Source organism: Paenibacillus sp. YN15 (genome assembly GCF_003285005.1).
Lineage (GTDB): Bacteria > Bacillota > Bacilli > Paenibacillales > NBRC-103111 > Paenibacillus_AR.
Map to the genome: position 1 here is coordinate 22141 of NZ_QMFA01000036.1, position 26922 is coordinate 49062.

The 26922-nt window shown below is 57.8% G+C and carries 20 protein-coding genes and 1 riboswitch; of the genes, 15 read left to right on the top strand and 5 right to left on the bottom strand.

What is annotated here, in order from left to right; genetic code table 11:
• Positions 1-81 precede the first annotated feature (81 nt).
• The 6 genes from DQG13_RS23025 to wsfD all read left to right on the top strand — a co-directional run bounded on the left by DQG13_RS23025 (position 82) and on the right by wsfD (position 5221).
• On the top strand, positions 82-768 hold the full coding sequence (locus tag DQG13_RS23025) for a glycosyltransferase family 2 protein (protein ID WP_113022524.1): 687 nt from the start codon (positions 82-84) through the stop codon (positions 766-768).
• A 31-nt stretch (positions 769-799) separates the two neighbouring features.
• Positions 800-1201: a DUF2304 domain-containing protein gene (locus DQG13_RS23030; protein WP_113022525.1), complete on the top strand. Its 402-nt coding sequence runs from the start codon at positions 800-802 to the stop codon at positions 1199-1201.
• A 74-nt stretch (positions 1202-1275) separates the two neighbouring features.
• Positions 1276-1638, top strand: a complete 363-nt coding sequence (locus tag DQG13_RS23035; protein WP_113022526.1) for an EamA family transporter — start codon at positions 1276-1278, stop codon at positions 1636-1638.
• Positions 1639-1643: 5 nt separating this feature from the next.
• Entirely contained in the window at positions 1644-2855 is a 1212-nt protein-coding gene (locus tag DQG13_RS23040; protein WP_181592938.1) for an ArnT family glycosyltransferase, read from the top strand.
• Positions 2852-3766, top strand: a complete 915-nt coding sequence (locus DQG13_RS23045; protein WP_113022528.1) for a phosphatase PAP2 family protein — start codon at positions 2852-2854, stop codon at positions 3764-3766. Before DQG13_RS23040 ends, DQG13_RS23045 begins: the two co-directional genes overlap by 4 nt.
• 18 nt (positions 3767-3784) lie before the next feature.
• Entirely contained in the window at positions 3785-5221 is a 1437-nt protein-coding gene (wsfD, locus tag DQG13_RS23050) for a glycan biosynthesis hexose transferase WsfD (RefSeq protein WP_483874474.1), read from the top strand.
• A 372-nt stretch (positions 5222-5593) separates the two neighbouring features.
• On the opposite strand, the gene DQG13_RS23060 is transcribed toward wsfD, so the two are convergent.
• The gene (locus DQG13_RS23060) at positions 5594-7411 is read right to left on the bottom strand and encodes a choice-of-anchor A family protein (RefSeq protein WP_113022562.1); all 1818 of its coding nucleotides are present in this window, start codon (positions 7409-7411) and stop codon (positions 5594-5596) included.
• Between the two features lie 271 nt (positions 7412-7682).
• Here DQG13_RS23060 and DQG13_RS23065 point away from each other — a divergent pair, with 271 nt between their 5' ends.
• The 3 genes from DQG13_RS23065 to DQG13_RS23075 all read left to right on the top strand — a co-directional run bounded on the left by DQG13_RS23065 (position 7683) and on the right by DQG13_RS23075 (position 12484).
• Entirely contained in the window at positions 7683-9146 is a 1464-nt protein-coding gene (locus DQG13_RS23065) for a CAP-associated domain-containing protein (protein WP_113022531.1), read from the top strand.
• A gap of 37 nt (positions 9147-9183) precedes the next feature.
• A complete protein-coding gene (locus tag DQG13_RS23070) occupies positions 9184-9690 on the top strand; it encodes a nitroreductase family protein (protein WP_220094438.1) in 507 nt (168 codons plus the stop codon).
• Between the two features lie 184 nt (positions 9691-9874).
• Entirely contained in the window at positions 9875-12484 is a 2610-nt protein-coding gene (locus DQG13_RS23075) for an Ig-like domain-containing protein (RefSeq protein ID WP_181592939.1), read from the top strand.
• A gap of 128 nt (positions 12485-12612) precedes the next feature.
• Here DQG13_RS23075 and DQG13_RS23080 read toward each other — a convergent pair whose 3' ends face one another.
• The 4 genes from DQG13_RS23080 to DQG13_RS23095 all read right to left on the bottom strand — a co-directional run bounded on the left by DQG13_RS23080 (position 12613) and on the right by DQG13_RS23095 (position 15151).
• Positions 12613-13335, bottom strand: coding sequence for a glycerophosphodiester phosphodiesterase (locus tag DQG13_RS23080; protein ID WP_113022533.1), 723 nt, complete (start codon positions 13333-13335; stop codon positions 12613-12615).
• Between the two features lie 39 nt (positions 13336-13374).
• The gene (locus tag DQG13_RS23085; protein ID WP_113022534.1) at positions 13375-14430 is read right to left on the bottom strand and encodes a metallophosphoesterase family protein; all 1056 of its coding nucleotides are present in this window, start codon (positions 14428-14430) and stop codon (positions 13375-13377) included.
• Between the two features lie 181 nt (positions 14431-14611).
• Positions 14612-14962: a PspC domain-containing protein gene (locus tag DQG13_RS23090; protein ID WP_113022535.1), complete on the bottom strand. Its 351-nt coding sequence runs from the start codon at positions 14960-14962 to the stop codon at positions 14612-14614.
• A 3-nt stretch (positions 14963-14965) separates the two neighbouring features.
• A complete protein-coding gene (locus DQG13_RS23095; protein WP_113022536.1) occupies positions 14966-15151 on the bottom strand; it encodes a hypothetical protein in 186 nt (61 codons plus the stop codon).
• 403 nt (positions 15152-15554) lie between these two features.
• A riboswitch (cobalamin riboswitch) is annotated at positions 15555-15765 on the top strand.
• A 277-nt stretch (positions 15766-16042) separates the two neighbouring features.
• Here DQG13_RS23095 and DQG13_RS23100 point away from each other — a divergent pair.
• From DQG13_RS23100 to DQG13_RS23125, 6 genes are all read left to right on the top strand, one after another.
• Positions 16043-18364, top strand: coding sequence for an anaerobic ribonucleoside triphosphate reductase (locus DQG13_RS23100; RefSeq protein ID WP_113022537.1), 2322 nt, complete (start codon positions 16043-16045; stop codon positions 18362-18364).
• Positions 18365-18500: 136 nt separating this feature from the next.
• A complete protein-coding gene (gene nrdG / locus DQG13_RS23105; RefSeq protein WP_113022538.1) occupies positions 18501-19049 on the top strand; it encodes an anaerobic ribonucleoside-triphosphate reductase activating protein in 549 nt (182 codons plus the stop codon).
• Positions 19050-19479: 430 nt separating this feature from the next.
• Positions 19480-19869 (top strand): class Ib ribonucleoside-diphosphate reductase assembly flavoprotein NrdI, encoded by a 390-nt coding sequence (gene nrdI / locus DQG13_RS23110; protein WP_113022539.1) that lies wholly within the window; start codon positions 19480-19482, stop codon positions 19867-19869.
• A 516-nt stretch (positions 19870-20385) separates the two neighbouring features.
• Positions 20386-22470 (top strand): class 1b ribonucleoside-diphosphate reductase subunit alpha, encoded by a 2085-nt coding sequence (gene nrdE, locus DQG13_RS23115; protein ID WP_113022540.1) that lies wholly within the window; start codon positions 20386-20388, stop codon positions 22468-22470.
• Between the two features lie 39 nt (positions 22471-22509).
• Positions 22510-23499, top strand: coding sequence for a class 1b ribonucleoside-diphosphate reductase subunit beta (nrdF, locus tag DQG13_RS23120; RefSeq protein WP_113022541.1), 990 nt, complete (start codon positions 22510-22512; stop codon positions 23497-23499).
• Between the two features lie 384 nt (positions 23500-23883).
• The gene (locus tag DQG13_RS23125; RefSeq protein WP_181592940.1) at positions 23884-26907 is read left to right on the top strand and encodes a sugar-binding protein; all 3024 of its coding nucleotides are present in this window, start codon (positions 23884-23886) and stop codon (positions 26905-26907) included.
• Positions 26908-26922 lie beyond the last annotated feature (15 nt).

Below are 26922 nucleotides of genomic sequence, written 5' to 3' on the forward strand. Positions count from 1 at the left end.
CCTGTTGAAATTCGTTAAGATAGGAGAAGGAAAAAAGGAAAGGGCTGGAACCCATATGAGGCAAAAAGGGAGCCGTACAACATGAAGAGGGTGCTGGTAATTGTTCCGGCCTTCAATGAAGAGGCGGCGATTCTCGATACAGTGGCCCGGGTCCGGGCCACAGGGCGGGCGGATTGCCTGGTGGTCAACGACGGCTCCACAGACCGGACGGAGGAGCTGCTGGCCTCCTGCGGCATTCCCCATGTGCGGCTGCCGGTTAATCTGGGCATCGGCGGCGCTGTTCAGACCGGGTATCGGTATGCGGCGGCGAACGGATATGATTATGCCGTCCAATTGGACGGAGACGGGCAGCATAACCCGGAGGATTTGGACAGGCTGATTGCCGCTATAGAAGAGAGCGGGGCGGATATGGTCATCGGCTCCCGCTTTGTAGAGGACAGCGGCTACCGGGGAAGCCGGGCGCGGCGGCTGGGCATCCGCTACTTCTCCCTGCTGATCCGGCTGCTGACGGGGCTGTCCGTAACGGACCCCACCTCCGGGTACCGGATTGTGGGCAGGCGGCTGATGGAGCGCTTCGCTGTCCGCTACCCCGGGGACTATCCCGAGGTGGAGGTGCTGGTGGACATGGCCCGGCTGGGCTGCCGGGTGAAGGAGCTCAGCGTGCGGATGAATCCCCGCCAGGGCGGCGTTTCCTCCATTACCCCCGTCAGGTCGGTGTATTACATGATGAAGGTGACGGTTTTTTCCCTGCTGCGGCGGGTGGCATAATCGATTCCAAGGTGAAGGGGCTGAGCGGAGAATGGACCGGATTCAGGCTATTTCCATCGGTGTGGCCCTGCTGTTCTTTGTCCAGGTGCTCTGGGTGGTGCGCCGCCAGCGCTTCCGGGAGCGGCAGGCCTTTGTTTGGCTGATGCTGGCGGCGGCAGCGGTGGTAACGGCGGCGGTAATTCCGCTGCTCAATCGGGCGGCGGCCAGGCTGGGCATCGCTTATATGCCGGCGCTGATCTTCATGCTGGCGTTTTATGTGGTCATGAGCCTGCTGATGCTCCATGCCGCCCAATCCTCCCGGGAGGAGGAGCGGCTGAAGATTCTCACCCAGGAGCTGGGGCTGCTCCGCAAGGAGCTGGAGGATGTGAAGGGCCAGCTGGCGGCGGCTGAAGCGGCATCGGGTTCTGAGGCTCCAGGCGCCGGGCGGGGATAATCCGGGAGGGCGGAACGGAGCCCTTGGGAACGGGCGCCAGGCACAACCGGCATAAGAAGCGGAGGAAAATCATAATGGCTCTTGTCAATGTGGCGCTGATTCTGCTGAATACGGTGATTATGGTCAGCGGGCAGTTTTTGTGGAAAATGGGAATGCAGCAGAATCCCGGAAGCTTCGGGTCCCTGGCCGGGATTCTCCGGCTGTTTCTCTCCCCTTATGTGCTGACGGGGCTGTTTATGTACGGGGCGGCTACCCTGCTGTGGTTTTTTATTCTGTCCCGGGTGCCCCTGAGCCTGGCTTACCCGCTGCAGAGCGTTGCTTATATTCTCGCCGTGTTCGGCGCTTATTTTATTTTCCATGAGCCGTTGTCGGCAGCCAAAATCGGCGGCTGTATGCTGATTCTGGCCGGCGTGGCCTTGATCGGCTGGAAGGGGTAAAGGAATTGAACAACAAAAAATGGCTGGCCGTGCTGCTGCTGGGGGCGTTCCTGCTGAAATGCCTGCTGGTTTTGCTCCATGGCGGCGATTACGACTACGGCTCCGATGACCGGGGTTATTTGGAGTCCGCCCGCATTCTGGCGGAGGAAGGGAAGTTTACCTATAATGACCCGGACCGGCCCACCTTCTTCATCACACCGGCTTTGCCGGGGGTATTGGCGCTGGTATATAAGGCTACCGGGAGCCTGACGGCAACGGCGCAGATTTTCCGCATTCTCCAGGCGGCCATGGTGGCGGTTGCCCTGGGGCTGCTGTTTTTGGCGGCGCGGCGTATCTTTAATGAACGGACGGCCTTATGGACGGTGGCCATCAGCTCGTTTTATCCGCCCTTATGGCTTATGTCCCTGTTTATTTTTACGGAATCCATGTTCCTGCTGGCGTTAATCCTGCTGCTTTATACAGCGCTGCGGGCCATGGAGCATCCCACAGGCCGCTGGGCAGCGGCTTTTGGCCTCATATGGGCGGCTGCGGTGTATGTGCGTCCTACTATTGCCCTGTGGCCGGGACTGATCTTCCTATATTATCTCTACGGGGCCAAGCTGCCCTGGAGGAGGCTGGTCCGCTGCGGGCTCATTGCGTCGGCGGTGTTTGTCCTGTGCCTGACTCCCTGGTGGGTGCGCAACTATGAGGCGTCGGGGGGACATTTTATTCCTTTGACAAAAGCGGGGGGCAATCCTCTGTTGTTGGGGACCTATCCCTTTACGGTGCCGGCCCTGTTTATGGAGGAGCAAAAGACCTGGCATACCACCAATGACCAGTGGATCAACGATGAGCAGGATACCGCCCGGGCCAAGGAGCGGATTAAGGAAGGCTTCGCCACAAAGCCGCTGCTGTATACCGCCTGGTATACGGTGGGCAAGTTCGCCCTGTTCTGGGGAGATGTGTTCTACTGGATGGCGCTGCCGGGAATTCCTTTGGTTGCGGCGGTACTGTACCACTATCTGCTGCTGGCTGCGGGAGTTGCGGGCTTGCGCCGCTGCTGGCGGCTTCCCGGGGCGCAGCTCATCCTGCTGCTGTTCGGCTACCTGTCCTTGCTGCATATGATCTATCTGGCCCATTCCCGCTATTCGGCGCCGCTTATGCCGCTGGTGGCCATGTTTGCGGCCGCTTATATCACCGGAAGGCTTGACCGGAAGCGGAGGCCCGCGGCATCATGAACCGTTACTTTTCCCGCATATATTTGCCATTGATGTTTGTTGGCGCAGCCGGGCTGATCTACGGCATTACCCGGGTGCAAAGCTGGAGCTGGCTGTGTGTGCTGCTGTTGGCCGCCGCTCTGGTCGGCGTGGGCAGGGATGCCCGGGCCATCAGCTGGATTCATTTTTTGCCGGCGGGGCTTCTGACTCTGACTGCTTTCTATTTGATCTACCAATATGCCAATCCCTTCTGGCACAGGGTGGTGGGCTGGCAGACGGAATCTCTGCGCCATATCTTCAACTGGAACGATTGGTTTAGCCGGATTCCCGGCAATGACGCCGCCTTTATGCGGCTGTGGCAGCCCCGGTGGCTGACCCGCTACATGCAGTGGGTGTATGCCTACGGCTTTACGCTGTCCTACTGGATTTGCATTATCCGCGCTTTTTTTACCCGGGATGTGACCAAGCTGGGCCGTTACGCGCTGGCCGGCTATCTCCTGCAGGTGCCGCTGATTCTGCCCTTCTACAACACCATTCTGCTTCAGGAGGTGTGGTATGTGCAGGGGACGCCCGATCTGCTGGAGCGGATGATGAGCCCGGAGGCCGCTTACCAGACGGTGCTGAACTGTTTTCCCAGCATGCATACCTCCATTGCCTTTGCCGGTCTTCTGCTGTCGCTCCGGGAAAAAAGCCGCTGGTACAAGGCGATGCTGAGCGTGTACTGTATTTCTATCATCATCTCCACCATGTATCTCAAAATCCACTGGGTGCTGGATGTAGTGGGCGGGATGCTGTTTGCCGCAGGCTGCGTCTGGCTGGCGGACAGGCTGGTCGGCTCCCGGGCGTTCCAGGGGTTTGCGGTGAAATTCGAAGGGCTGGGGCAGCGGCTGGAGCGCCGGATGCATCCTGCAGCCGGAGAAGGGAGGAATTGACGGAGGATGCGCCGTTTGATGAAAGTGGAGGTTCTGGCAGGGGTTGCCGCAGTGATTATTCTGGCCTGGCTGCTCTTGTGGAAGCCGGTGATCGGCATGGCGGACAATGGGGACTTCCTGCGGATTATGGGAACCGTTGGGCTGGATTACACTGATCCTTCCTTGACCTATGAGCAAAAATATTTCGGCTGGTTTATCCGTGAATTTGCCATGAAGGGGCTGGGGCTGGGGGGCTATGCCAGCACCTCGCTTTTGCCGGTGATGATCGGGAAGCTGCTCTGTTTGGCGACGGGCCGGGAGCTGTTCGATATGCGGGCGGTGGCGGTTGTGTACGGGGCGCTTTTTGTGGCTGGGGCTTGGCTGCTGCTTCGTTTCGGCAAGGGAAGGAATATGTGGGGGAACGCGCTGCTCGGCGTTCTGTTTGTAATCATGTTTGCGGATATTGGCTATTCCGCCTATTATAACTCGCTGTTCAGCGAGCCTATGGCCTATGTGGCCATGCTGCTCACCCTGGGGTTTGTGCTGGCGCTGCTGCGGGGGGCCCAGCCCATGGGCTTCTACCTGTGGGGATTCGCCATTGCCGCGGTGCTGCTCATTGGCGCGAAGGTGCAGAATGCCCCGGTGGGGCTGCTGCTGGCGCTGCTCGGTGTCAGGCTGGGAGCTCTGCGCAAAGGCGGAGGCTGGCGCAAAAAAGCCGGTTGGCTGGCGGTGGTGCTGGTTGCGGCTTCGGTGGCCATTTATGTTTCGCTGCCCCGGGAGATCAAGATTATTAACCAGTACCAGACGGTGTTCTATGGGGTGCTGAAGGGTTCGGAGAATCCGGCGGCGGATTTGCGGGAGCTGGGTCTGCCGGAGAAGCTGGCGGTGAATGCGGGGACCAACTATTTTGAGCCGGCGCCCATTGACCAGCATGATCCGGTGTTCGAGAGGGAGTATTACCCGGCCTTCAGCCACTTGAAGGTAGGTTTGTTCTATTTGAAGCATCCCGGGCGGTTCTGGGACAAGCTGGAGGTGGCGGGGGAGCATGGGATGACCATCCGGCCTTATTATCTGGGCAGCTTCGAGCAGTCGGAAGGCTTGAAGGCCTGGGAGCTGTCCGATGCCTTCAGCCTGTGGAGCGAGTTCAAGCACCGGGTGCTGCCCAACAAGCTGTGGTTCATTCTGCTGGTGTTTGTGCTGTATTATGCCCTTCTGATCCGGCGGTATCTGGACGCCTTCCGCTTGCGGGACCGCATCCGGCTGGAGGTGCTGGCGGGTCTGGGGCTGGTGGCGCTGTTCCAGTTTGTGACCCCGGTGGTGGGGGACGGGGAGGCGGATTTGGCCAAGCATCTGTTTGGCTTCAATGTCTCCTTCGATCTGATGCTGTGGTTCGGCGTTATGCTGCTGCTGGAGCGTTTGCCGGTCCGGGGCCGCCGCGGCGGAGCGGTCGGGCAAAGACCGGGACGGCAGAATTAATGAACAGGCGGATATGACCGGCAACAGGGTCATGATCCGCCTGTTTGCAATCCGGCGCCCCGGCCCGGCGGCCCAATACTGCGGCGGACGGTGGGGGACGGACTCAGGTTCCGTTATTTTGCGCAAAACCGTTTTTTTCGCGGGCAAACGGACAGAGAATCCGTTATTTGCCGGGATACCGCCTATTAGGCAGCTTTTCGGGGTGCTTAACGGATCGTATGTCCGCGAAATCCTGAAAACCGCGGGATTTGGTGAAATAGCGGATCGTCAGTCCGGATGATCTGCCGCTGGGATAGACGGCGGGAGCAGGCTCCGTGGCGGACCAGTGCCCGGAGCGCTCCAAGCGGGAAAAGCTGTTCCTCGGTCTTCCTGTTATTTGGACTTTCGTGTCCGGATCAGCGCCAACCCGGAGGCCAGTATCAGAAGTCCGCCGAAAAGATACGGAACGCGGCTGGTTTCTCCCGTCTTGGGCAAGGCGCCTAAAGGAACGGCGTTCTCCAGGATCAGCGCTTCACCGGTTACATCGGCTTGCGCCGGTGCGGGAGCTGCAGGGGGAGCGGTTGGCGCTTGGGGCGAAGGTGCGCCCCTTGCCACAAGGTCATCCGTGATTATCATTTCCTCCTGTTGCCGGGATGAGGCTGACGGAGTCGGCGCCGCAGAAGACCGCGGTGCAGCCGACTGTACGGGAGCAGCCGAAGGCGTCACGGACGGCGATGGGCTGGGTCCCCCTAAAGGAGTAGTTTCCTCCGGGATTTCTACAGGTGATTCAGGCTCCGGCGTCGGCTCGGAGGTTGGCTCCGGCGTCGGCTCAGTCGACGGGTCCGGAGAAGGCTCAACCGACGGGCTCGGAGAAGGAGCAGCCGACGGGTCCGGAGAAGGTTCAACCGACGGGTCTGGAGAAGGTTCAGCCGACGGAGTCGGAGAAGGCTCAACCGACGGGTCCGGAGAAGGCTCAACCGACGGGCTCGGAGAAGGAGCAGCCGACGGGTTCGGAGAAGGCTCAGCAGACGGGGTCGGAGAAGGCTCAGCCGACGGAGTCGGAGAAGGTTCAGCCGACGGGGTCGGAGAAGGCTCAGCCGACGGAGTCGGAGAAGGTTCAGCCGACGGAGTCGGAGAAGGCTCAGCCGACGGAGTCGGAGAAGGTTCAGCCGACGGAGTCGGAGTAGCTGTAGGTGTTGGTGTTGGTGTCGGTGTAGGTGTCGATGTCGGTGTAGGTGTCGATGTCGGTGTCGGCGTGGGTGTCGCCGTCGGTGTCGGCGTAGGTGTCGATGTAGGTGTAGGCACAGGTGTGGGCGTCGGTGTTGGAGTAACTGTAGGCGTAGGTGTCGGTCCCTCCGGAATGGTTCCGGTGAATGGGTAATGATGGGTTTCGCCGGAGGTGCCCTTCATGGATTTGGCGATGACAGTTCCGTTAATTTGTCCGTTGGAAAAGAGGAGATCCGCCCAAGGCGCCAGCACGGAGCCTTTAATTTGCAGGCTGGACATGGATATAGTTTTGGCTTCATAGAAATTGTACAGCACATAGCGGGCCCGGTTGGAGTTTTGATCCAGAGAAGGCATCCGGGAAATATTCTCCCCGCTTATATTGACAATGACCGTGGCTCCGTTGGGGACCTGTTCGATATTGAAGGTATGGGCGGCGGCCAGCGTGGCTCCGGGTACGGAGAACACCGTATCCCCGGCATTGCTCCCCTTTAATGTGATGGTGCCGTAGGCTTCCTGGGTGGTGCCGGTGGCGGTAAGCTTGGACAGCTCTGCCGACAGCTCCCTCAGATAAACGAAGGCAGCCTCAAAATCAATGGGGTTATCCTGCCGCCAGCTGCCGTACCGGACATTGGGATTATAGGGGCTGCTGACATTCAGGGCGCCGCCGTAAACGGCATTCCCGTAAAAAATCTGCCCGTTCCCGTAAGTGACGTCTCCTCCAATAACGAACACATCGGTTCCGTTAGCCGAGCTGTCCAGCTTGTCGCCCACGCCGAAATTATTCAGAATCGCGTTTCCCCCTGCGGCAAGCCGTCCCTCCGTATCCGAGGTCTGCTCAATATCCCCCAACAGGAATATGTTGAAATCCTGGGCGATGCCCAAGGGCTTTGACGATGTCTCTCCTTGAGCCCATACAATAGGGATTGCGCTGAACAGCAGGACTCCCGCCAGCAGCAATTGCAGACCGGTTTTCACCTTTTTCATAAAAAAAATTCCTCCTTTTCACGACAAGGCGCGCCGCCATCTTACACCAAAATAATCCAGTTAAAAAGCTAAATTCCAGGCGGATGTTAATGTTCTTTATAAAGAATAACTCTAATTTTAGCATGCGGCTCTGAACAGAAACTGAACATCGAACTTTCGGCGAAGATGCAAAAGTTTGTTGAATCTTTCCGATAAAAAGTTCCTATTCCCTCAATAAACCGATATACTCAATTATGGAACAGTTACATTTAACCGGGGAGGAGTGCCGTTTATGCACATCCGCTTCAAAGCATTCACAGCCCAAACGGCACTGTCCCTATGTGCCGCAACGCTTCTGCTGCCCGGCATTGCCGGAGCCGCTGCAGGAGTCAACAAAAGCTCATTTACCGATATAGAGCGGCATTGGGCCCGGCAAACTATCGAGTGGGCGGCCTCCCAGGGAATAGCCGAGGGATACGAGACCGGGACATTCCAGCCGGACCGCAAGGTTTCCGAGCCGGAGTTCCTTGCCATGCTGATTAGAACCCTTGCCCCGGGCAAAAACGTTGGGTCAAGCTTAAGCGCAGAACCGTGGTACAAGCCCTATTATGTGTATGCGCAGGATAACCATTGGATGCTGGCAAATGCCTTTGATGCCAATTTATATAACCGCGGGTATGTGGCCCAGCTGATGGCATCCGCCCAAGGAAACCGGCTGCCGCTCTCGGAGGCGGTGCAATTTCTTCTGGATGAGGGCCTCTCCCAAGGCAAATATGCGGCTACAGTGGAGGGGTATGCCTCCGGTGAAGCCTTGACCCGTGCGGAGGCGGTGCAGTTTTTGCGCAATGCCAAGGCCCAGGGGACGGAGCTGAAGCCTGCCCCGGAAGGGCCTGCGGGTCTTGGCAGCAGTCTGCAGGTGGGAAGCGTTTCGTTGGGGGATACAGCGGCCTATGTCCAGGCCATGTTGGGTGAACCGGACCGCAGGGATGCCAGCGTATATGGTTTCGAGTGGCAGGTTTACAGCCGGCATCCTCAAAGCTATACCCTGGTCGGCATACGTGACGGCAAGGTTGCGGGCTTATATACCTCGGGAACCGACTGGTTGACCTCCGGCGGTGTAAGCCCCAACGATACCAAATCTGGGATCGCGGATAAATGGGGAAGTCCCCTTTCCCGCATCCTGAAGGGGAATACCTGGGTTTCCATAAAAAGCGACGGCCATTCTCAGGTATTTGAACGGGACGGGGCTTATGTCACTTTCTATTATGACTTGCAGGATAAGGGACAAATCAGCGGCGTGAAGATGGTGGCCAAGGCGGAGGAGCAGCAGCTTACTTCCGCTTCCGGCCAATCCGGGGATCAGCTCCGGGAGGCCTTCGAGCGGCAGGTTCTTGATCTGGCCAATGCGGAACGGGCCAAACGCGGAATTGCCGCCATGCAGTGGAGCGATACGGCGGCGGCCATTGCCAGAGCCCACAGCTCGGATATGCAGGAGCAGGGGTATTTTGCCCATGATGACCGGAGCGGCCGGATGCCTTGGGACCGGGCGGAGGACGCAGGACTCTCCTACCGGCTGTTCGCCGAAAATATTGCCGCAGGCCAGGCCGATGCTCTGGAGGCCCACTATGGCTGGCTGAATTCCACCAGCGGGCACCGGGAGAACCTGTTGGGGAGCAATACCCACTTTGGAGCAGGGGTGGCATTCGGCGGCAAGTACCGGGTGTACTACACGGAAAATTTTTATACCCCGTATTGAAATTGGGGGGAGCTTCTATATAAATGGAGGGATTCCTGTGAGCAGTATATTGGATATGTTCCGCAGCCGCTACAGCTGCCGCGCCTATAAGGCGGACCCGGTAGAGGAGGAGAAGCTGGCCGTCATTCTTGAAGCGGCCCGGCTTGCTCCCACTGCGGCCAACCGTCAACCCTTCCGGCTGGTAGTGGTGCGGACGGAGGGCCGGCAGGAGGAGCTGCGGCGGATTTACCCGAAGGAGTGGTTCGCCCAGGCCCCCTATATTCTGGGGGTATGCGCTTTGCCGGATAAGGCTTGGGTCAGACGGGACGGCAAAAATTATGCGGATGTGGATGTATCCATTGTGATGGATCACATGGTTCTGGCTGCAAGCGCCCAAGGCTTGGGAACCTGCTGGGTGGGCGCCTTCGACGCCGGAGTAACCCGGCAGATTCTGGGGTTGGAGGAAGCGCTGGAGCCGGTTGTCTTCACTCCGCTGGGGTATCCCCTCGATGCTCCGGCGGCCAAGGTCCGCAAGCCGCTGGAGGAGCTTGTGCTGTACCGGTAGCCCGGTTCCGGCGGGACGAACTGCCGTTCCTTTTTCGTTCAGCTTTGTAAAAGATGTGTGAAAAGCCTAATCCGGAACCAGCCCAATACCGATAAAAGAGGATATGGAAAATTGCGGCTAGCCCCAGGTTATTCCCGGACAGATGCCGGTTGCAGCAACATGATGATGAAAGGGAGATGGATTGATGCGATTGAAACGGGTCATGCTGGTTATGCTGTTACTTGCCCTTATAACCAATACCATCGGCCTCGGCGGTACAGCCGCATTGGCCGCCACTACATCGGAGGAAATTTCCAGCCTTGTGCTGAACAAGAATGAATTGACCATGGAAGTGGGCGATACGGCTGCCCTGACGGCTACAGCGGTCTATGTCAGCGGCTCTACCGCCACCGTTACCGTTAAGACCGAATGGAATTCGGGCTCGCCCGAAGTAGCCTCCGTCTATGCCGGCACAGTGACGGCCAAGTCAGAGGGCAAAGCGGTGATTACCGCCACGTATCTGGGACAGACCGTGGTCGTCAATGTCACTGTTGTGAAGCGGGTCCGCACCCTGGTGAAGGACAAGCAAACCGTGGACCTGCGCAAGGGTGAATCCGAGCAGATTACTCTCACCGCCTATTACGATGACGGAACCACCGAGGACGTAACCAAAAAAGCGGAGTGGAACAGCGACTCCAGTTCAGTAGCCACAGTAGTCAACGGCCTGATTAAGGGGCAAAATTCCGGCCAGGCCGTGGTTACGGCGGCCTATAACGGCCAGTCCGTTTCCATTCCGGTCAACGTGGAGATTGTCAAACGGATTGACCCCGACAAACGGGAGCTGTCCCTGCTGCTGGACGAAAGCGAGACGCTGAAGCTCACCGCCACTTACCCGGACGGCTCTGTAACCGATGTGACCGAGCTGGCCGATTGGGAGTCCAACGACCCGGATATTGCCGATGTCATTAAGGGTGAAGTGAAGGGATACGGCTCCGGCCAAACCTATATCACCGCTACATACGGCACCAAAACCACCACCATCCGCGTAGATGTGGATTTGGCGGTTAAGCTGAATGTGAACAAAACCAGCCTTTTCCTAAAAAAGGATGCGACGGAGGAAATAACGCTTACTGCCACATATGCCGACGGGTCCACAGACAGCGGATTGGCCGCCCGGGCCACCTGGACCACCAGCGATCCTGCAGTGGCTACCGTCACCAAGGGCAAAATTATTGCCAACGGCACAGGTGAAGCCACCATCACCGCCACGTATGTGGACAAAACCGTGTCTATTTTGGTGGATGTGAATGTGCCCCGGCTGTTGATCGTGGATCAGGAGGAGCTGTTCCTGCAAACCAAACAAACAGCCAAGCTGGCGCTGACCGCCACGTATGCCAACGGCACCACCGAGGATGTTACGGATAAAGCGGAGTGGACCACCGCCGATTCTTCCATTGCTTATGTGCAGGATGGCTCCATTACCACCTACAAAGCAGGCAAAACGGAAATCACCGCCACTTACGGCGACAAAAGCGTCAAGGTGGCCCTGTCCGTGGATGTACCCACTACCCTCTTGCTCAGCACCAAAAAGATCAACTTCCAGATCGGCAGCACCGAGCAGGTGAAGCTGGAGGCGCTGTTCAGCGACGGCACCCAAGCGGATATCACCTCCTTGGCCAAGTGGAGCACCAGCGATGCGGATATTGCCGATGTGACCAAGGGCATGGTAACGGGCATCGGTACGGGGGTAGCGACAATTACGGTGGAATACGGCACCCGAAAAGCAACCCTGACCGCATCCGTCGGTGTGCTGAAGAGCCTGACTACCCAGAATGATCAGGAGCTGACCCTGAAAAAGGGCGATAAGCTGGATCTGAAGGTGTCCGCCGCTTTTACGGATGGCACCAGCAAGGATGTTACCGGAGAAGCCGTCTGGACCAGCAGTAACTCCAAAACGGTTACCGTCGATGAAGGCGGCCATCTGGTTGCCGCAGCATCGGGAACGGCCACCGTTACCGCCTCCTTCGGCGGTAAAACCTGCGAGTTCGATGTGCAGGTGGATACGGCTCAAACGTTGACTGCAAGCCCCACGCTGCTGGTGTTTGATTTGGGCGAGATCAAGGCCATTACCCTTACCGCCAAGGACCGGGACGGCAATGCCGCCAATGTGACGGCAACCGCCGACTGGACCACCAGCAATGCCTCCATTGCCACCGTGGACAAGGGAGTGGTTACCCCCGTTGCCCGGGGCAAGGTGACCATCACCGCCAAGTACGGCGGGCAATCCGTCTCCATCTCCGCTGAGATCGGTGTGGCCCAGGCGCTGAACGCCAGCAAGCGGGTGGTCAACATCAAATCCGGCGAGAGCATTCAGATTACGCTGAACTCGCAGTTGTCCGACAACAGCAAGAAGGAGATAGATGCCGCGGCGGCGGTATGGAAATCCAACTCGTACAATGTAGCCGATGTAATGGACGGCCTGATTACCGGAATGGGACCGGGGACGACCACAGTAACGGCCACCTTCGGCGGCAAAAGCGTCACCGTTACCGTCAATGTGGATACCTTGAAATATTTGCAGACGGACCATGTTATGGTGAACATGACCGCAGGCTCCACCATGAAGGTGACGGCAACGGCCACCTATGCGGACCAGACGGAGGAGGATGTTTCCATAGCCGGGCTGTGGACCACCTCCAACATGAAGGTGGCGGACGTGAAGAACGGCGTCATCCGGGCCAACGGCAAGGGCAAGGCAACCATCACCGTGACCTTCGCCAAAAAGAAAACCTATGTCTATGTGACGGTAAACTAAAAGCATCCGCCAAAGCGCAAATGCGCCAATCGCGCATCGGCAAAAGAAATGCCCCTCGGGTTAAGGCCCCGGGGGCATTTTTGTTGTGTGGTTTGTGCTTCTTCCTGCGTGCTCTCTGCACCGCCTGGTCAGGCCTTCTGCATAGCCTTGAAGCGGCCCGGATAGTTGGTGATGACGGCATCCACGCCGGCTGCCGCCATCCGGCGGTAATCGTCGTCGCTGTTGACCGTCCAGGGGCGCACCTTGACTCCCGCCATCCGGGCGTTCATGACGATTTCGGGGGTGACGGCCAGGTAGTGGGGGTGAAGGCTGCGCGCCCCCACAAAGGCGGCATATTCCCAAGGTCTGTACAGCCCTTCGCTGTAAAGCACCGCCGTCTCCATATCCGGGGCCATTCCCGCCAGCCGGGCGATGCTGTAATGGTTGAAGGAGGAGAGCACAATGCGCTTCTCCATGCCGTACTGCCGGACCAGCCGCACAACCGCCTCTTCCATGCCGTCATAGGGGACAATGCCGTTTTTCAGCTCAATATTCAGCTCCAGTTGGGTGGGGGCCAGAAGCTCCAGCACCTGGGACAGGAGGGGAATGCCCTCACCCCGGTACACCTCCTGTCCAAAAGAAGCATCCAGCCTGCACAGCTCCTCCCAGGTCCGGCTGCCAACCGCTCCAGTGCCGTCGGTGGTCCGGTCCAGGGTTTCATCATGGATCACCACCACCTGCTTATCTGCCGACAGCTGCACATCCAGCTCGATGCCCCCGGCGCCTTCTTGGACGGCCAGCCGAAAAGCGGCCATGGTATTTTCCGGCGCATGGCCGGACGCTCCGCGGTGGGCGTAAATCAAAGGATACATGACGTTTCCTCCTAATGGTTACAAAATTGCCCGCTCCGGTCAGGCCAGCGGGATGCTCCAGTCGGCGGCGGCAATCCAGGACCCCGTGGAAAACTCCCGGCCTTTGATATCCACGGCTCCTTCATACACTTGAATGAGCAGCCCTTGAGACAGATCGCCGCGGGTGCGGGTGACAGACGCGTTCATAAACCAGTGGAAGCTTTCCTTGCTGTACCGGTTGGGCTGGTTCAGGTCCTGATGGGTGTGCCCGGAGAAGACGAACAGATTGGGATAGGGCAGAAGAAGCTTGCGGAATTCGCTGGCGCGGATCAGCCGGTGATTGCCTCCCTCGGCGCCGATGGCGGGCAGAGGCTGATGAATAAAGACCAGGGCAGGGCTGCCGTCCGCATGGGGCTTCAGCGTCTCCTCCAGCCAGGCCAGCTGCTCATCGGAGTACCAGGCGCCCTCCTGGACATCGGGCTTTTCCTGGACGTAAACCTCCTGGGAGACCATGATCAGATGGATGCCGTTTACCCAAGCATCGGCATACGGCTTATCCATATCCATGAACTTCTGGAAGCGGTCCCTGGCGTCCTTGTCGGTTTTGCCATTGGGCACTGTTTCCGTGCTCCAGGCCCCTTCCTTGGTCAGCCAGATATCGTAATACTCATGATTGCCCATGTTGGCATACATCGGCGGTAGCTTATATTGGTTAAAGGTGGTCCTGAGCAGTTTGTAGTCCAGCTCCCGGGCATAGGTGGTCAGGTCCCCGCCCAGAACGATGGCATCGGAGGTTTCCTTCAGGGAGGCAAGATCCTTGAGGGCCGTGTGAACCTTGTCTACAACAGGCTGGGAGTCGATCATGTGGATGTCGCTTAACAGAAATACAGTGGCCAAAAGCTTTCCTTTCTCCACAGGCGCCGCCGAAGAGGAAGGGGAGGGTGCGGGTGTGGCGCTGGGGGCAGCGGAGGGGGGCGCAGCTTCGGGTGTTGCTTCTTCCGCGGCGTTTACCGGCAGAGTAGCCTCGCCCATAAGCTTGCGCATAAACAGCGACCCCGATGCGGCGAGCAGCGCAATGCCGGCCAGGAGCCACTTCACGAAGCTTCTTCGGTTCATAGGGTTATCGGCGCCTCCTTGCCTGTTGCAGGCTGTAATTAATTCTATTTTACTTGCTCCGGAGGCATCAGGCAATTGAAATAAGAGATGCCAAAGAACCCTCTGCAGGCCTGCCCGGCAAGTCGGAGGGTTTCTCTATCGGACATATAGGCGAGGCCGGGCACAGACTGCAGCAGGCGGCTTAAGTGTTGCTTTCATAGGCATCCAGGCGGCTCCGCAGCTCCCGGATCTCCCGGGCCAGAAGCTCCTTCTCTCTCTTCCAGGACAGCTCCGGGGCTGCCGCAGGCTCCGCGCCTTCAAAACCATATGCCTGCGAAGAGGGAACATACATGTACCCGCCTGCCGGCGCAGGCTTCTCCACAGGGAGCAGCATGGCCGCCAGAACATAGACCAGCAGGAGAAGGCCGCCGGTGAAAATCACGCCAACAGTGACGCATGCCCGCACCCATGCGGGGTTTACCTCAAGGCTCCTGGCAATCCCTCCGCATAAGCCGAACAGCTTTGCGTCAGTCCGGGAACGTTCCAGTCTCATGGTCTAAGCCTCCAATTCCAAGGGGTTTTTGTTCCGCAGAAGGGACAGGCCGTAGAAAATAGCCCCGGCTGCGGCCCCGATGGCAATTATATCGCCGAAACGGCTCAATAGTCCGATTCCCCCGATAAACAGTACAAGGATGCCCAGCGCCCGGACCAAGCCCCGGCCCGTTTTTCCGGATTCAGTCATGTCACATTCTTCCTTTCGTCAAAAAAGATTCCGCTGCCATGTTTTCTAACTTTATGGTAACGGAAAACGGGCTTCCCCAAAACAGTCCCGGGCAGGTAATTGGTACTGGACCTAAGGCGGGGAATTGCTCAATCCAGGGTCGGTTTTACCCGGGAGCAGAAAAAATCCGGACTTTTTTTGAGGTATTTTGCAGCTGCAAAAACCCTTTATTTTGGCGGAAAAAAGGCTTGGAAAACGGCCGGAAAAGGGGGCCCGCACAGGTGGAAAACCGTCTGTTAGACCAAAAAAAGGGAGGACAAGCACGGCGGAATTTGCTATAGTCCATAGGTAGGCTTTTTAAGAGAGTGCCATTTGTCCATTGACAAAACACCAATATATTGATTAGAATTTGTTAAGTAACCACAAGATATAGTTTTGATCAGGTATTTGGAGGGTAAGTATCATCTAGCGGACTCTCCGAATCTAAGAGGGAAGCCGGTGCCAAGCCGGCGCGGTCCCCGCCACTGTAGCGGTGCTTAACCCGATGGACTTTTTGCCACTGGCGCAACGCCGGGAAGGCGTCCTCGATTCTCACGCACCGGAGCCAGGAGACCTGCCTGATCATGAGCATTTTTTTTACCCACGGAGGATGGGGCGGTGTTCGAATACCCAGGACATTTCAAAGCATGTTGTGAAGCCGGGTTTTCATGGAAGTATTCCGGCGCATGTTTTGAAAGGGGATTTCCTGCAGGAATCCGCAATGAGGGCTTTTCCAACGGGATTCTCTGCAATAATCCGCAGCGTATTCGCGCGTCTTTCGTCTCCTTAGCTTAAAGGAGTCGGGGGGCGCCTTTATTTCCCCCTATAAGGCTGGTTATCCCTACTACATATCACATTAGGAGATGTTGGAGCTTGATTACTACTATTCGCAAAAGAGACGGCCGTGAGGCGCTGTTCGCCATCGACAAAATCACCAATGCCATCATGAAGGCCGCTGTTGCCACCAAGGAAGCCGATCCGGCCCAAGCTATGGGGCTGGCTATGAAGGTGATGCAGAGCCTGGAGCAAAAGGATGGCACAGCCGTTCCCTACGTGGAGGAGATTCAGGACACCGTGGAAGAGGTGCTGATGAATGAAGGGCTGGTCCATACGGCCAAGGCCTACATCCTTTACCGGGCGGAGCGGTCGCGGATTCGGGAGATGGACACGCGCCTCATGAAGGTATTCGAGGAGATTACCTACCAGGACGCCTCCGACAGCGAGATCAAGCGGGAAAATGCCAACATCGACGGCAACACCTCCATGGGCACCATGCTCAAATACGGCTCGGAGGGCGCCAAGCAGTTCAATGAGCTGTTCGTGCTGAAGCCCGAACATGCCGCCGCCCACAAGGACGGGGATGTCCATATTCACGATCTCGATTTTCTGACCCTGACCACCACCTGCTGCCAGATCGATATTGAGAAGCTGTTCAAGGGCGGCTTTGGCACAGGGCACGGCCAGGTCCGGGAGCCCAACGATATCCAGAGCTATGCGGCCTTGGCCTGCATCGCCATCCAATCCAACCAGAACGATCAGCATGGGGGCCAAAGCATTCCCAACTTTGATTACGGCCTGGCAAGGGGTGTAGCCAAGACCTATTCCCGGCTCTACCGCAGCAATCTGCTGAAGGCCCTGGAATGGCGCTGGAGTGTGGATGGGCAAAAGCTGGCGCGGTTAGCCGAAGCCTTCGGCGCATGGAGCGCGGACGGAGAGATTTTCCCCCGCATGAACCGGGATGAGGCTGAAGCGGAGCGGGAGCTTGTTCTTCTGGCGGAGCTTCTCGGCAGCCGGGAGAAGGCGGCGGAGGCCCAGGCGATGGCGGTCCGCCAAGCCATGGCAGAGACAGAGCGCGGCACCTATCAGGCTATGGAGGCGCTGATCCATAACCTCAATACCATGCACAGCCGTGCCGGGGCACAAATCCCCTTCAGCTCCATCAACTACGGCACAGATACCAGCCCGGAGGGCCGGTTGGTGGTCATGGGCATCCTCCACGCCACCGAACGGGGCTTGGGCAATGGCGAAACGCCTATCTTCCCGATCCAGATTTTCCGGGTGAAGGAAGGGGTTAACTACAATCCCGGCGACCCCAACTACGATCTGTTCCAACGGGCCTGCCAGGTCAGCGCCAAGCGGCTGTTTCCTAATTTTTCCTTCCAGGATGCGCCGTTTAACCTGGAATTCTACAAGGAAGGCTCTCCGGAAACGGAGATTGCCTACATGGGCTGCCGGACCCGGGTGATCAGCAATGTTCACGACAAGGAGCGGCAGATTACCTTTGGCCGGGGGAACCTGAGCTTTACCACCATTAACCTGCCCCGTCTGGCTCTGGAGCACCGCGGCGATGTGGAAGGCTTTATGGAGGCTCTGGACCGGAAGATCAGCCTGGTTATCGAGCAGCTGCTGGAGCGTTACGAAATTCAGGCCCGCAAGCGGGTGAAGAACTTTCCGTTCCTGATGGGGCAGGGGGTCTGGATCGATTCCGACAAACTCTCCCCGGATGACGAAATCCGCGAGGTGATCAAACATGGCTCTCTGTCCGCAGGCTTCATCGGGCTGGCGGAATGTCTGAAGGCGCTCATCGGCAGCCATCACGGCGAATCCGAGGAGGCTCAGGAGCTGGGCGTCCGGATTATCAGGCATATGCGGCAAAGGATGGACGAAACCGCGGAGCGCACAAGGCTGAACTTCTCCCTGCTGGCGACACCGGCGGAAGGAACGGCAGGCCGGTTCGTGAAGATGGACCGGAAGCGCTTCGGCTCCATTCCCGGGGTGACCGACCGGGAGTATTACACCAACAGCTTCCATGTGCCGGTGTATCATCCGATTACCGCTTTTGCCAAAATCCGCAAGGAAGCTCCTTACCACGCGTTTACCAATGCGGGCCATATCACATATGTAGAGCTGGACGGAGACCCGGTGCATAATCCGTCCGCCTTCGAAACCGTCATCCGGGCCATGAAGGAAGCCGGCATCGGCTACGGCTCGGTGAACCATCCCGTTGACCGTGATCCTGTCTGCGGCTATACCGGCGTTATCGGCGACCGTTGCCCGCGCTGCGGCCGCCGGGAGCATGAAGGCCCTGTAGGGTTTGAGCGGATTCGGCGGATTACGGGCTATCTGGTGGGCACCTTGGACCGGTTCAACAATGCCAAGCGGGCAGAGGAACGGGACCGGGTGAAGCATCTGTAAAATAGCGCAATGCTTACGAAGTTGTCTGGCGAAAGCCCTTAGCGGATGCTTACGAAGTTGGGCTTTCTGACGAAGGCCCTTGGCAGATGCTTACGAAGTTGAGCTTTCTGACGAAAGCTCTCGGGAGGGAACGGCAATGGAAAGGCAAATTGGAATGCTCCGGCTGGCGGGAATTGTGCAGGAATCCATCGTGGATGGGCCGGGCATCCGGATGACGGTGTTCGGCCAGGGCTGTCCTCACGCCTGCCCCGGCTGCCACAATCCCCATACCCACAGCTTTGAGGGCGGCACGCTCCGCTCGGTGGAGTCCATCTTAGCGGAGATCAAGGAGAATCCTTTGCTCTCCGGCGTGACCCTAAGCGGCGGCGAGCCCTTCGGGCAGGCGGCGGAGTTTGCCCGCCTGGCCCGGGGCGTGAAGGCCTTGGGCCGGTCGGTGATCACGTACACCGGCTATACCTTTGAGGTGCTGCTGGCTCAGGCGGACCGTCATCCGGGATGGCGGGAGCTGCTCTCCGCCAGCGATTATCTGATGGACGGCCGGTTTATTGCCGAGCGGCGGACCTATGATCTACCCTTCCGCGGCTCGGATAACCAGCGGTTTCTGGACGCAGCCGAATCCCTGCGCCAGGGCCGGGCGGTTTCCGCCGAGGCGGTAGTCGGCTCTTTGGCCGCATCCACGGCGTAAACGGGCCCGAACCTGCCATCGGTTGAAATGAGCATCAGCTGTGAGCAGCAGTTGAAGCACCCATTGCGTAACAAACATTGCTCAACAAGTGTTGCTCAGCAACCTTACTCCATACAACCTAACTGCTCAGAGGTACGGTGGGGAGGCCCGAAGCTCATCCCTGCCACTGAACTCGGAAAATCAGCTATAATTCCACCAGAATGTTCTCCAACAGGGCATTAAGTATGAAATTTCATACTTAATAAGGTGAAATCACCATAATGGAGGAGAATGTACTCGATTTTTCATACACAAATTGCGTAAACGGCTCAAATCCCAATATTATAGCTGATTTTTCAGCTATAATGTCATCGATTGCGATATCATCAAACCGAGTGACTGGCATCGGATTACTTTTGGATGGATTTCCGTAAAAAAGGAGGGACAGCGGATGCTGATCGTATATGATTCCCGCACCGGCAATGTCCGGCGGTTTGTAGACGGACTGGGGCGGCGGGCAGTGGCGTTGGCGGCGACCCAGGCAGGCGAGCTTCAAGAGCCCTTCGTGCTGGTGACCTACACCACCGGCTTCGGCCAGGTGCCGGACAGCACCGCGGGCTTCCTTCAGAAGAACGGCCACTGGCTGGCGGGTGTAGCCTCCAGCGGCAACCGCAACTGGGGCGACGGCTTCGCCAAAGCCGCGGACCGGATCGCCGCCCAGTACCGTGTGCCGGTACTGGCCAGATTCGAGCTCTCCGGCACCGGCAAAGAGGCGGCGCAGTTCCTGCAGGAGCTGGACCGGCTGGCTGTGACGGCCGGAGTGCAGCGCAACAAGGCATAGAAGCTTGGTGCGCTGCACCGCCCGTCGCTGGGCCGGGGCAGGCAATCGATTCCGGCTTGTGTGCGGCTGCTGAAATTTATGCGGATTGCCGCACCTGCATCCGGCATTTCCACTGCTGGTGAGGGACACCGGCACATGGGCGATTCTAACGGAAGTGAGAGCCCTTATTTGCCTCAAAACAGGGGATTCGGATTTCTAACGGAAGCAGGGGACGTTATTTTAGCGCAATCGGGTTTCTGGCATGCTGCTCGGCTCAAATAGCGGCTCTGGCCGCCGTTAGAATTCTGCAAGCGGTGTATTTGCGGAAATAACGGCTCTCACCGCTGTTAGAAATTGAAGTCCGGTAGCTCACCCGGGCAAGGCCGCCCCATTTTACAAAAAACAGTTGCCCTAAAGCCTTACTACATAGATTACCTCCCCCTCGCAGCAGCGAACGGGGAGGACCGCGGACAATACTGAGAATCGTTCTCGCGCACCAACCACGACCCACACCTACCCAAAGGAGGCGGAAGCCAGATGCGCTATTTGGAGTTGAACAATCTGCTGATGCAGCGGGACGCCGACGGATTCTTCCGTCTGGACAAGGACCGGGAGGCCGCCGATGCTTTTATGGAGGAGGCTGCGGCCCGCAGCATGACCTTCGGCAGCACCGCGGAAAAGGTCCGCTACATGATCGACAACGACTACTATGAGGATGTTTACGCCCACTATTCCGAAGCGGGGGTGGAGGAGGTTTATGCCCTGGCCCACGGGTATGACTTCCGCTTTTCCTCCTATATGGCGGCATCCAAATTCTATACAGACTATGCCCTGCGCACCGATGACCGCTCTGTGTATCTGGAGCATTACCCGGACCGGGTAGCCATCGTGGCCCTGTATCTGGGCCGGGGCAATAAGGAGCTGGCCCTCCGGCTGGCCGCCTCCATGATGGAGCAGCGGCTGCAGCCCGCCACCCCCACCTTCCTCAACGCCGGCAAAAAACGCCGGGGCGAGATGGTTTCCTGCTTCCTGCTGGAGATGGACGATTCCCTCAACTCCATCAACTACGTGCTGGGCACCTGCATGCAGCTGTCCAAAATCGGCGGCGGCGTAGCGGTGAACCTGTCCAAGCTGAGAAGCCGGGGCGAACCCATCAAGGGAGTGGAAGGAGCGGCCAAGGGCATTATGCCGGTGCTGAAGCTGATGGAGGACGCCTTCTCCTACGCCGACCAAATGGGGCAGCGCAAAGGCTCCGGCGCGGCCTACTATAATATTTTTGGCTGGGACGTGGTAGAGTTCCTGGACAGCAAGAAGATCAACGCCGACGAGAAGATTCGCCTGAAGACCCTCTCCATCGGCCTGATCGTCCCGGATAAGCTCTATCAGTTGGCGGAGGCGGATGAGCCGCTGTACGTATTCGCCCCGTTCTCCGTATACAAGGCCTATGGCCGTTATCTGGACGACCTGAACCTGGATGAAATGTACGAGACCTTGCTGGCCGACCCCCGGGTGAAAAAGAAGCGGATCATGTCCGCCCGGGAAATGCTGGTGAAGATTGCCGCCACCCAGATGGAATCCGGCTACCCGTATATCATGAACAAGTCCAACGCCAACCGCGGCCATGCCCTTTCCGCTTTGGGCACCGTGAATATGTCCAATCTCTGCACGGAGATTTTTCAACTGCAGGAGGTTTCGGTAATCGGCGACTACGGCCAGCCTGACCAAATCCGCAAGGACATCAGCTGCAATCTGGCTTCCCTTAATATTGCCAACGTGATGGAGACAGGACTTCTGGAGCGTTCCGTCCGGGAGGGGATGCGCGCTCTTACCGCAGTCAGCGACATGACCACCGTGGCCAACGCTCCCGGCATCGTCAAGGCCAACCGGGAGCTTCATTCCGTGGGCCTGGGGGCCATGAACCTCCACGGCTATCTGGCCAAAAGCCGGATTGCCTACGAAAGCGACGCGGCCAGGGAGTTTGCCCGCACCTTTTTCATGATGATGAATTATTACTCCCTGGCGGAGAGCATGGAAATTGCCCGGGAGAAGGGGGAGACCTTCCAGGGCTTCGAGCAGTCGGACTATGCCACAGGGGGCTACTTCACAAAATATCTGGAGACGGATTACCGTCCTGTCACCGCCAAGGTGAAGACGCTGTTCGGGCAGATGCCCATCCCCTCCCCGGAGGACTGGCGGCGGCTTCAGGAGCAGGTGCAGGCCCACGGTCTGTATCACGCCTACCGGCTGGCCATTGCGCCAACCCAAAGCATCTCCTATGTGCAAAATGCCACCTCCAGCGTAATGCCCATCGTCTCGCCCATTGAGACCCGGACCTACGCCAACTCGACCACCTATTACCCGATGCCCTTTTTGGCCCGGGACAATATCTTCTATTACAAGTCCGCTTACCAGATGGACCAGTTCAAGGTGCTGGACCTGATTGGCGAAATTCAGGCCCATGTGGACCAGGGGATTTCCACGGTGCTGCATGTGAACAGCGATATTTCCACCCGGCAGCTGGCCCGGTACTATATCTACGCCGCGCGGATCGGACTGAAATCTCTTTATTACACCCGCACCAACATGCTGTCGGTGGAGGAGTGCATCGCCTGCTCGGTGTAAAGATCAACATTGATTCCACGAAAAAAGGGGGACACAGCCATGTGCGCCATCAAAGCGGTGAACTGGAACCGCCCGGACGATGATTTTACCCAGGTATTCTGGAGCCAGAATATTATGCAGTTCTGGACCGACGACGAGATTCCCCTGTCCGATGACAAGATGTCCTGGATCACCCTGAGCAAGCCGGAGCAGGACTTGTATATGAAGGTATTGGGCGGACTGACCCTGCTGGATACGGTTCAGGGCGGTGTGGGCATGCCGCAGATTCTGGAGCATGTGGAGGGGCTGCAGCGCAAGGCGGTGCTGGGCTTTATGGCGATGATGGAGCAGATTCACGCCAAGTCCTACAGCAGCATTTTTACCACCTTGGCCTCCAACGAGGAGATCGATGCGATCTTTGAGTGGGTGGAGCAGCACCCGTGCCTCCAGTACAAGGCGGAAACCATTTCTGCGTATTACAAAAATATCTCCGGAGCGCGTGGGCTGTATCTGGCCATGGGCGCTTCGGTGCTCCTGGAAAGCTACCTGTTCTACAGCGGTTTTTTCTACCCCCTCTATCTGGCGGGCCAGGGTAAAATGACCTCCAGCGGCGAGATTATCGACCTGATTCTCCGGGACGAAAGCATCCACGGCCTGTATGTAGGGGTGCTGGCCCAGGAAATCTATGCCGGACTGTCTGCCGGGGAGCAGGAGTCGGCCCGGGCGGAGCTGCTGGAGCTGCTGCGCAAGCTCCATGCCAACGAGGAACGGTATACCGAGGAGCTGTACGATCCCTTGGGGCTGACGGAGGAGGTCAAAACCTTCCTGCGCTACAACGCCAACAAGGCCATGATGAATATGGGGCTCACGCCGCCGTTTCCGGAGGAGGAGATCAACGCCATTGTCCAGAACGGCATCCGGACCCAGACCAAGCAGCATGACTTTTTCTCCAAAAAAGGCAATGGCTACGTCAAGGCGCTGAAGGTGGAGCCTTTGGCCGACGAGGATTTCCAATTCGATTGGCTGGCGGAAAAAGCTGAAGTGAACTAAGCCAAACGGCAAAAAGGCGGTTGGACCGCCGAAGTCTCTCTGTGCGAGAGGGGCTTCGGGGCCAGCCGCCTTTGTTTTTTGGGCAGGGAGGCGAGCCGGGAGGACTGGGAGAAGAGAAGAGGCCGCATTGGAGCGCTATGCTTCCCCAAAAGATAAAAACCATCACAAAAAATAAAGATGAACATGCACCAAAAATATATACAGGAGCAAAAGGTAATGATTTCGCAACCGCTGGCCGCGTGTTACCGTTAGGACGGATTCAGCATCCTGCATAGAAGAGGAGGGGAGCTTCTAGTGTGACAATGGGGCGGCAACGGGTCCGAGCCGTCACCGGCAGCCTATCGGGGCTGCCCAAAAATGACGAAAGGGGTATTCATGATGTCCATGAGCAAGCGAAGTGGTGCAGCGTTTTTTATGGTAATCGTATTTCTTATCAGTCTCCTTCTTCCCGGCAGTTTGACTGCGAGTGCACAGGAAGAGACCAATCTGCTGGCGAACGGCGGCTTTGAGTCCGGGTTATGGGGAACAAAGGCAGGGTCTGTCCTTGATACGACGGTGAAGCACAGCGGAAATCAGAGCGCCAGCATGACGGGAACGGCAACGGGACAATATTTGGGCAGCGGCTTGATCCCTGTTCATGCGGATGAAGTGTATGAGCTGTCCGCCTGGATCAGAACAGCCAACATATCTGCCCCGGATGCCGCGAGTGTAAACATTCTGATGGTGGATGGCAACAACAACGCTTTGGGCTGGTACAACAATACCATGAAGCTGATTAAAACCGGAGGCAGCCAGGAATGGACGAAGCATACGGCGGAATTTAGTTCATTCGCAAATGGAACCGCTTACATCAGAATCTATGTCCGGTTGGACGGGAATGTCACGGGCACAGCCTGGTTTGACGACATTACCCTTAAGCTGAAGGAGCTGTTTATGGAGGTCAGCGGTCCAACGGGCAATATTTTCTCCGGCGATGAATCGGCTGTATTGAATCTGACTATGAAAAATTCTACTGCCCGGGACAAGGCTGTTCAAGTGCTTTACCGGGTAAAGGATGACGGCGGCGCCCTGCTCACAACCGGGAGTCTTGACGCCAATGTGGCGGCGGGAACGGTGTTCAGCCAGGGGGTGGACGTGTCATCTGTAGCGGCGGCGTATGGCTTATATACTCTGGAGGTCCAGGCCACAGGGGACAACGGGAATATCGACGAGGAGGGGCAATTCCCCTTTAGCCGGGTGGCAGCTTCGCCGGGAAGCGCACAAGACAATATATTCGGCACGGCCATTCATCTGATGGGCAAAACGGATGCAAGCCTGGTGGATACTTATCTCTCGCTGATCGCGCAGACGGGCATCAAGTGGGTGAGGGAGGATGCCCGCTGGGCAAACGCGGAAACTGTCCAGGGGCAAATCAGCATCCCGGCTTCATGGGATATGTTTGTGGATACGGCTTTGTCCAAGGGCCTCAGCCCCTTGTTGATTGTCGACTACGGCAACCCGTTTTATGACGGGGGAAATGCGCCCCACACCGATGAGGGAATTGCCGCCTATGCCCATTACGCCGGGGAGCTGGCCGGACATTTCAAGGGCAAGGTGGATCATTTTGAAATCTGGAACGAATGGAATATCGGAGGCGGCAACCCTGACCGGCTTCCCCCGGAGGCATATGCAAAGGTGCTTCAAGCGGCATACACCGCCATTAAGGCGGCCAATCCCGATGCCGTGGTCATTGGCTGTACAACCTCCGGCGCGGATGCCGAATGGATCGGGAGGGTATTGGCCTCAGGCGGCTATCCTTATATGGATGCCGTTTCCATTCATCCTTATACCTATCCTGTTAACCCGGATGACGGCGGCTTCATCGCCGGTCTGCATTCCATTAACGCGCTGTTTCAGCCTTATGGTCCGGCCAAGCCCATCTGGGTGACCGAAATAGGCTGGCCTACCAATGAGGTCATCGCCCGCGGCGTAAGCGAGCGGGCGTCAGGGGCCTATGCCGCCAGGGCATATACGCTGGCATTAAGCAGCGGACTTGCGGATAAGGTCTTTTGGTATGATTTCAAGAATGACTATAAGCCGGAGACAAGTCTTGAGGGTCATTTTGGCCTGGTCAGAGGGGATCATGAGGCAGTGCCCTGGTCGGCCAAAGCCAATTATGCGGCTTACCGCGCCCTGACCGGCAAGCTTGCGGGGGCCGATTACGTGGGTGCCTATCCTGCGGGGGACCAGGTGCAGGCTTACCGCTTCCACCGCAGCTCGGACGGCAAGGATGTGCTGGCGCTGTGGAGCAAAAAGGATTCCAAAAGCCTCCTGCTGCATCTCGGGACCGCCAGCGCAATTTCCTTCGATATGTTCGGCAATGGCAGCAGCTTGACTGCGGCGGCGGATGGAACGATGACCCTGCCGGTGTCGGAGGAGCCTGTATATGTGGAAGGGAATTTCGCCCAGAGCATCGAGGTGAAGGACCCTTACCATATCCAGGTGCTTCCGCAGTTAACAGAAACAGCGGCAGGAAAGCAATGGAATGTAAATATTACCGTCAGCAATCATTTAGACACAGCACTATCCGGCGTGCTGCAAATACTGGATTCCTCCCCTTGGGAGCAGGGCAGCGCAGAAAAGCCGTTTACCATCGCGGCCAATGATTCGGCAACGGTTTCATTTGAGTTTCCGGGAGCTCCGGAGGAGAAGCTGTATGCTCTGAAGATAAAAACCACCCTGAGCAATGGGGCTGCCGCTGTTGTGGACCGCCGGATCAGCTTCCTTGCCGCCTCGGAGGCCGCTCAGCCGCCGGTCATTGACGGGACTCTGGCGCAGGGCGAATGGGCCGCAGCCATGCCCTTCTCCATCGATCAGGCTGCACAGGCGCAGATGAGTGGTTGGGGCGGAGTCTCCGACCTAAGCGGCACAGGATACATGCAGTGGGATGAGGACCGGCTCTATCTTGCCGTTGCGGTCAAGGACAATGTCCATGTGCAAAATGGCACAGGCAGCGATATGTGGAAGGGCGACAGCATTCAGTTCGCCCTCGACCCCGGCAGAAAATCGGAAACGCCCGTGCTTGGGTATAATGAGCTCGGCGTGGCGCTGAACCGGAATACCGCGAGCGTCATCCAGTGGCGTTGGATGGCCGCGGCGGGAACAGCAGGCATGGATGATGCGCAATTTGCGGTCAACCGGGATGACGGCAGCGGCGCCACAACCTACGAAATGGCGATTCCGTGGAGCGCGTTGCTGCCGGCCGGAATCACGGCGGTCCCGGGAGCGGACTTCGGGTTCTCTCTGCTCATTAATGATGACGACGGCTCCGGCAGACGGGGCTGGATGGAGTATATGAGCGGAATTGGCTCGTCCAAGAACCCGGATGCTTTTGGAGATTTGCTGCTGGTCCCCACCCCCGGCCTGTAAGACCGCTGCGCTGTC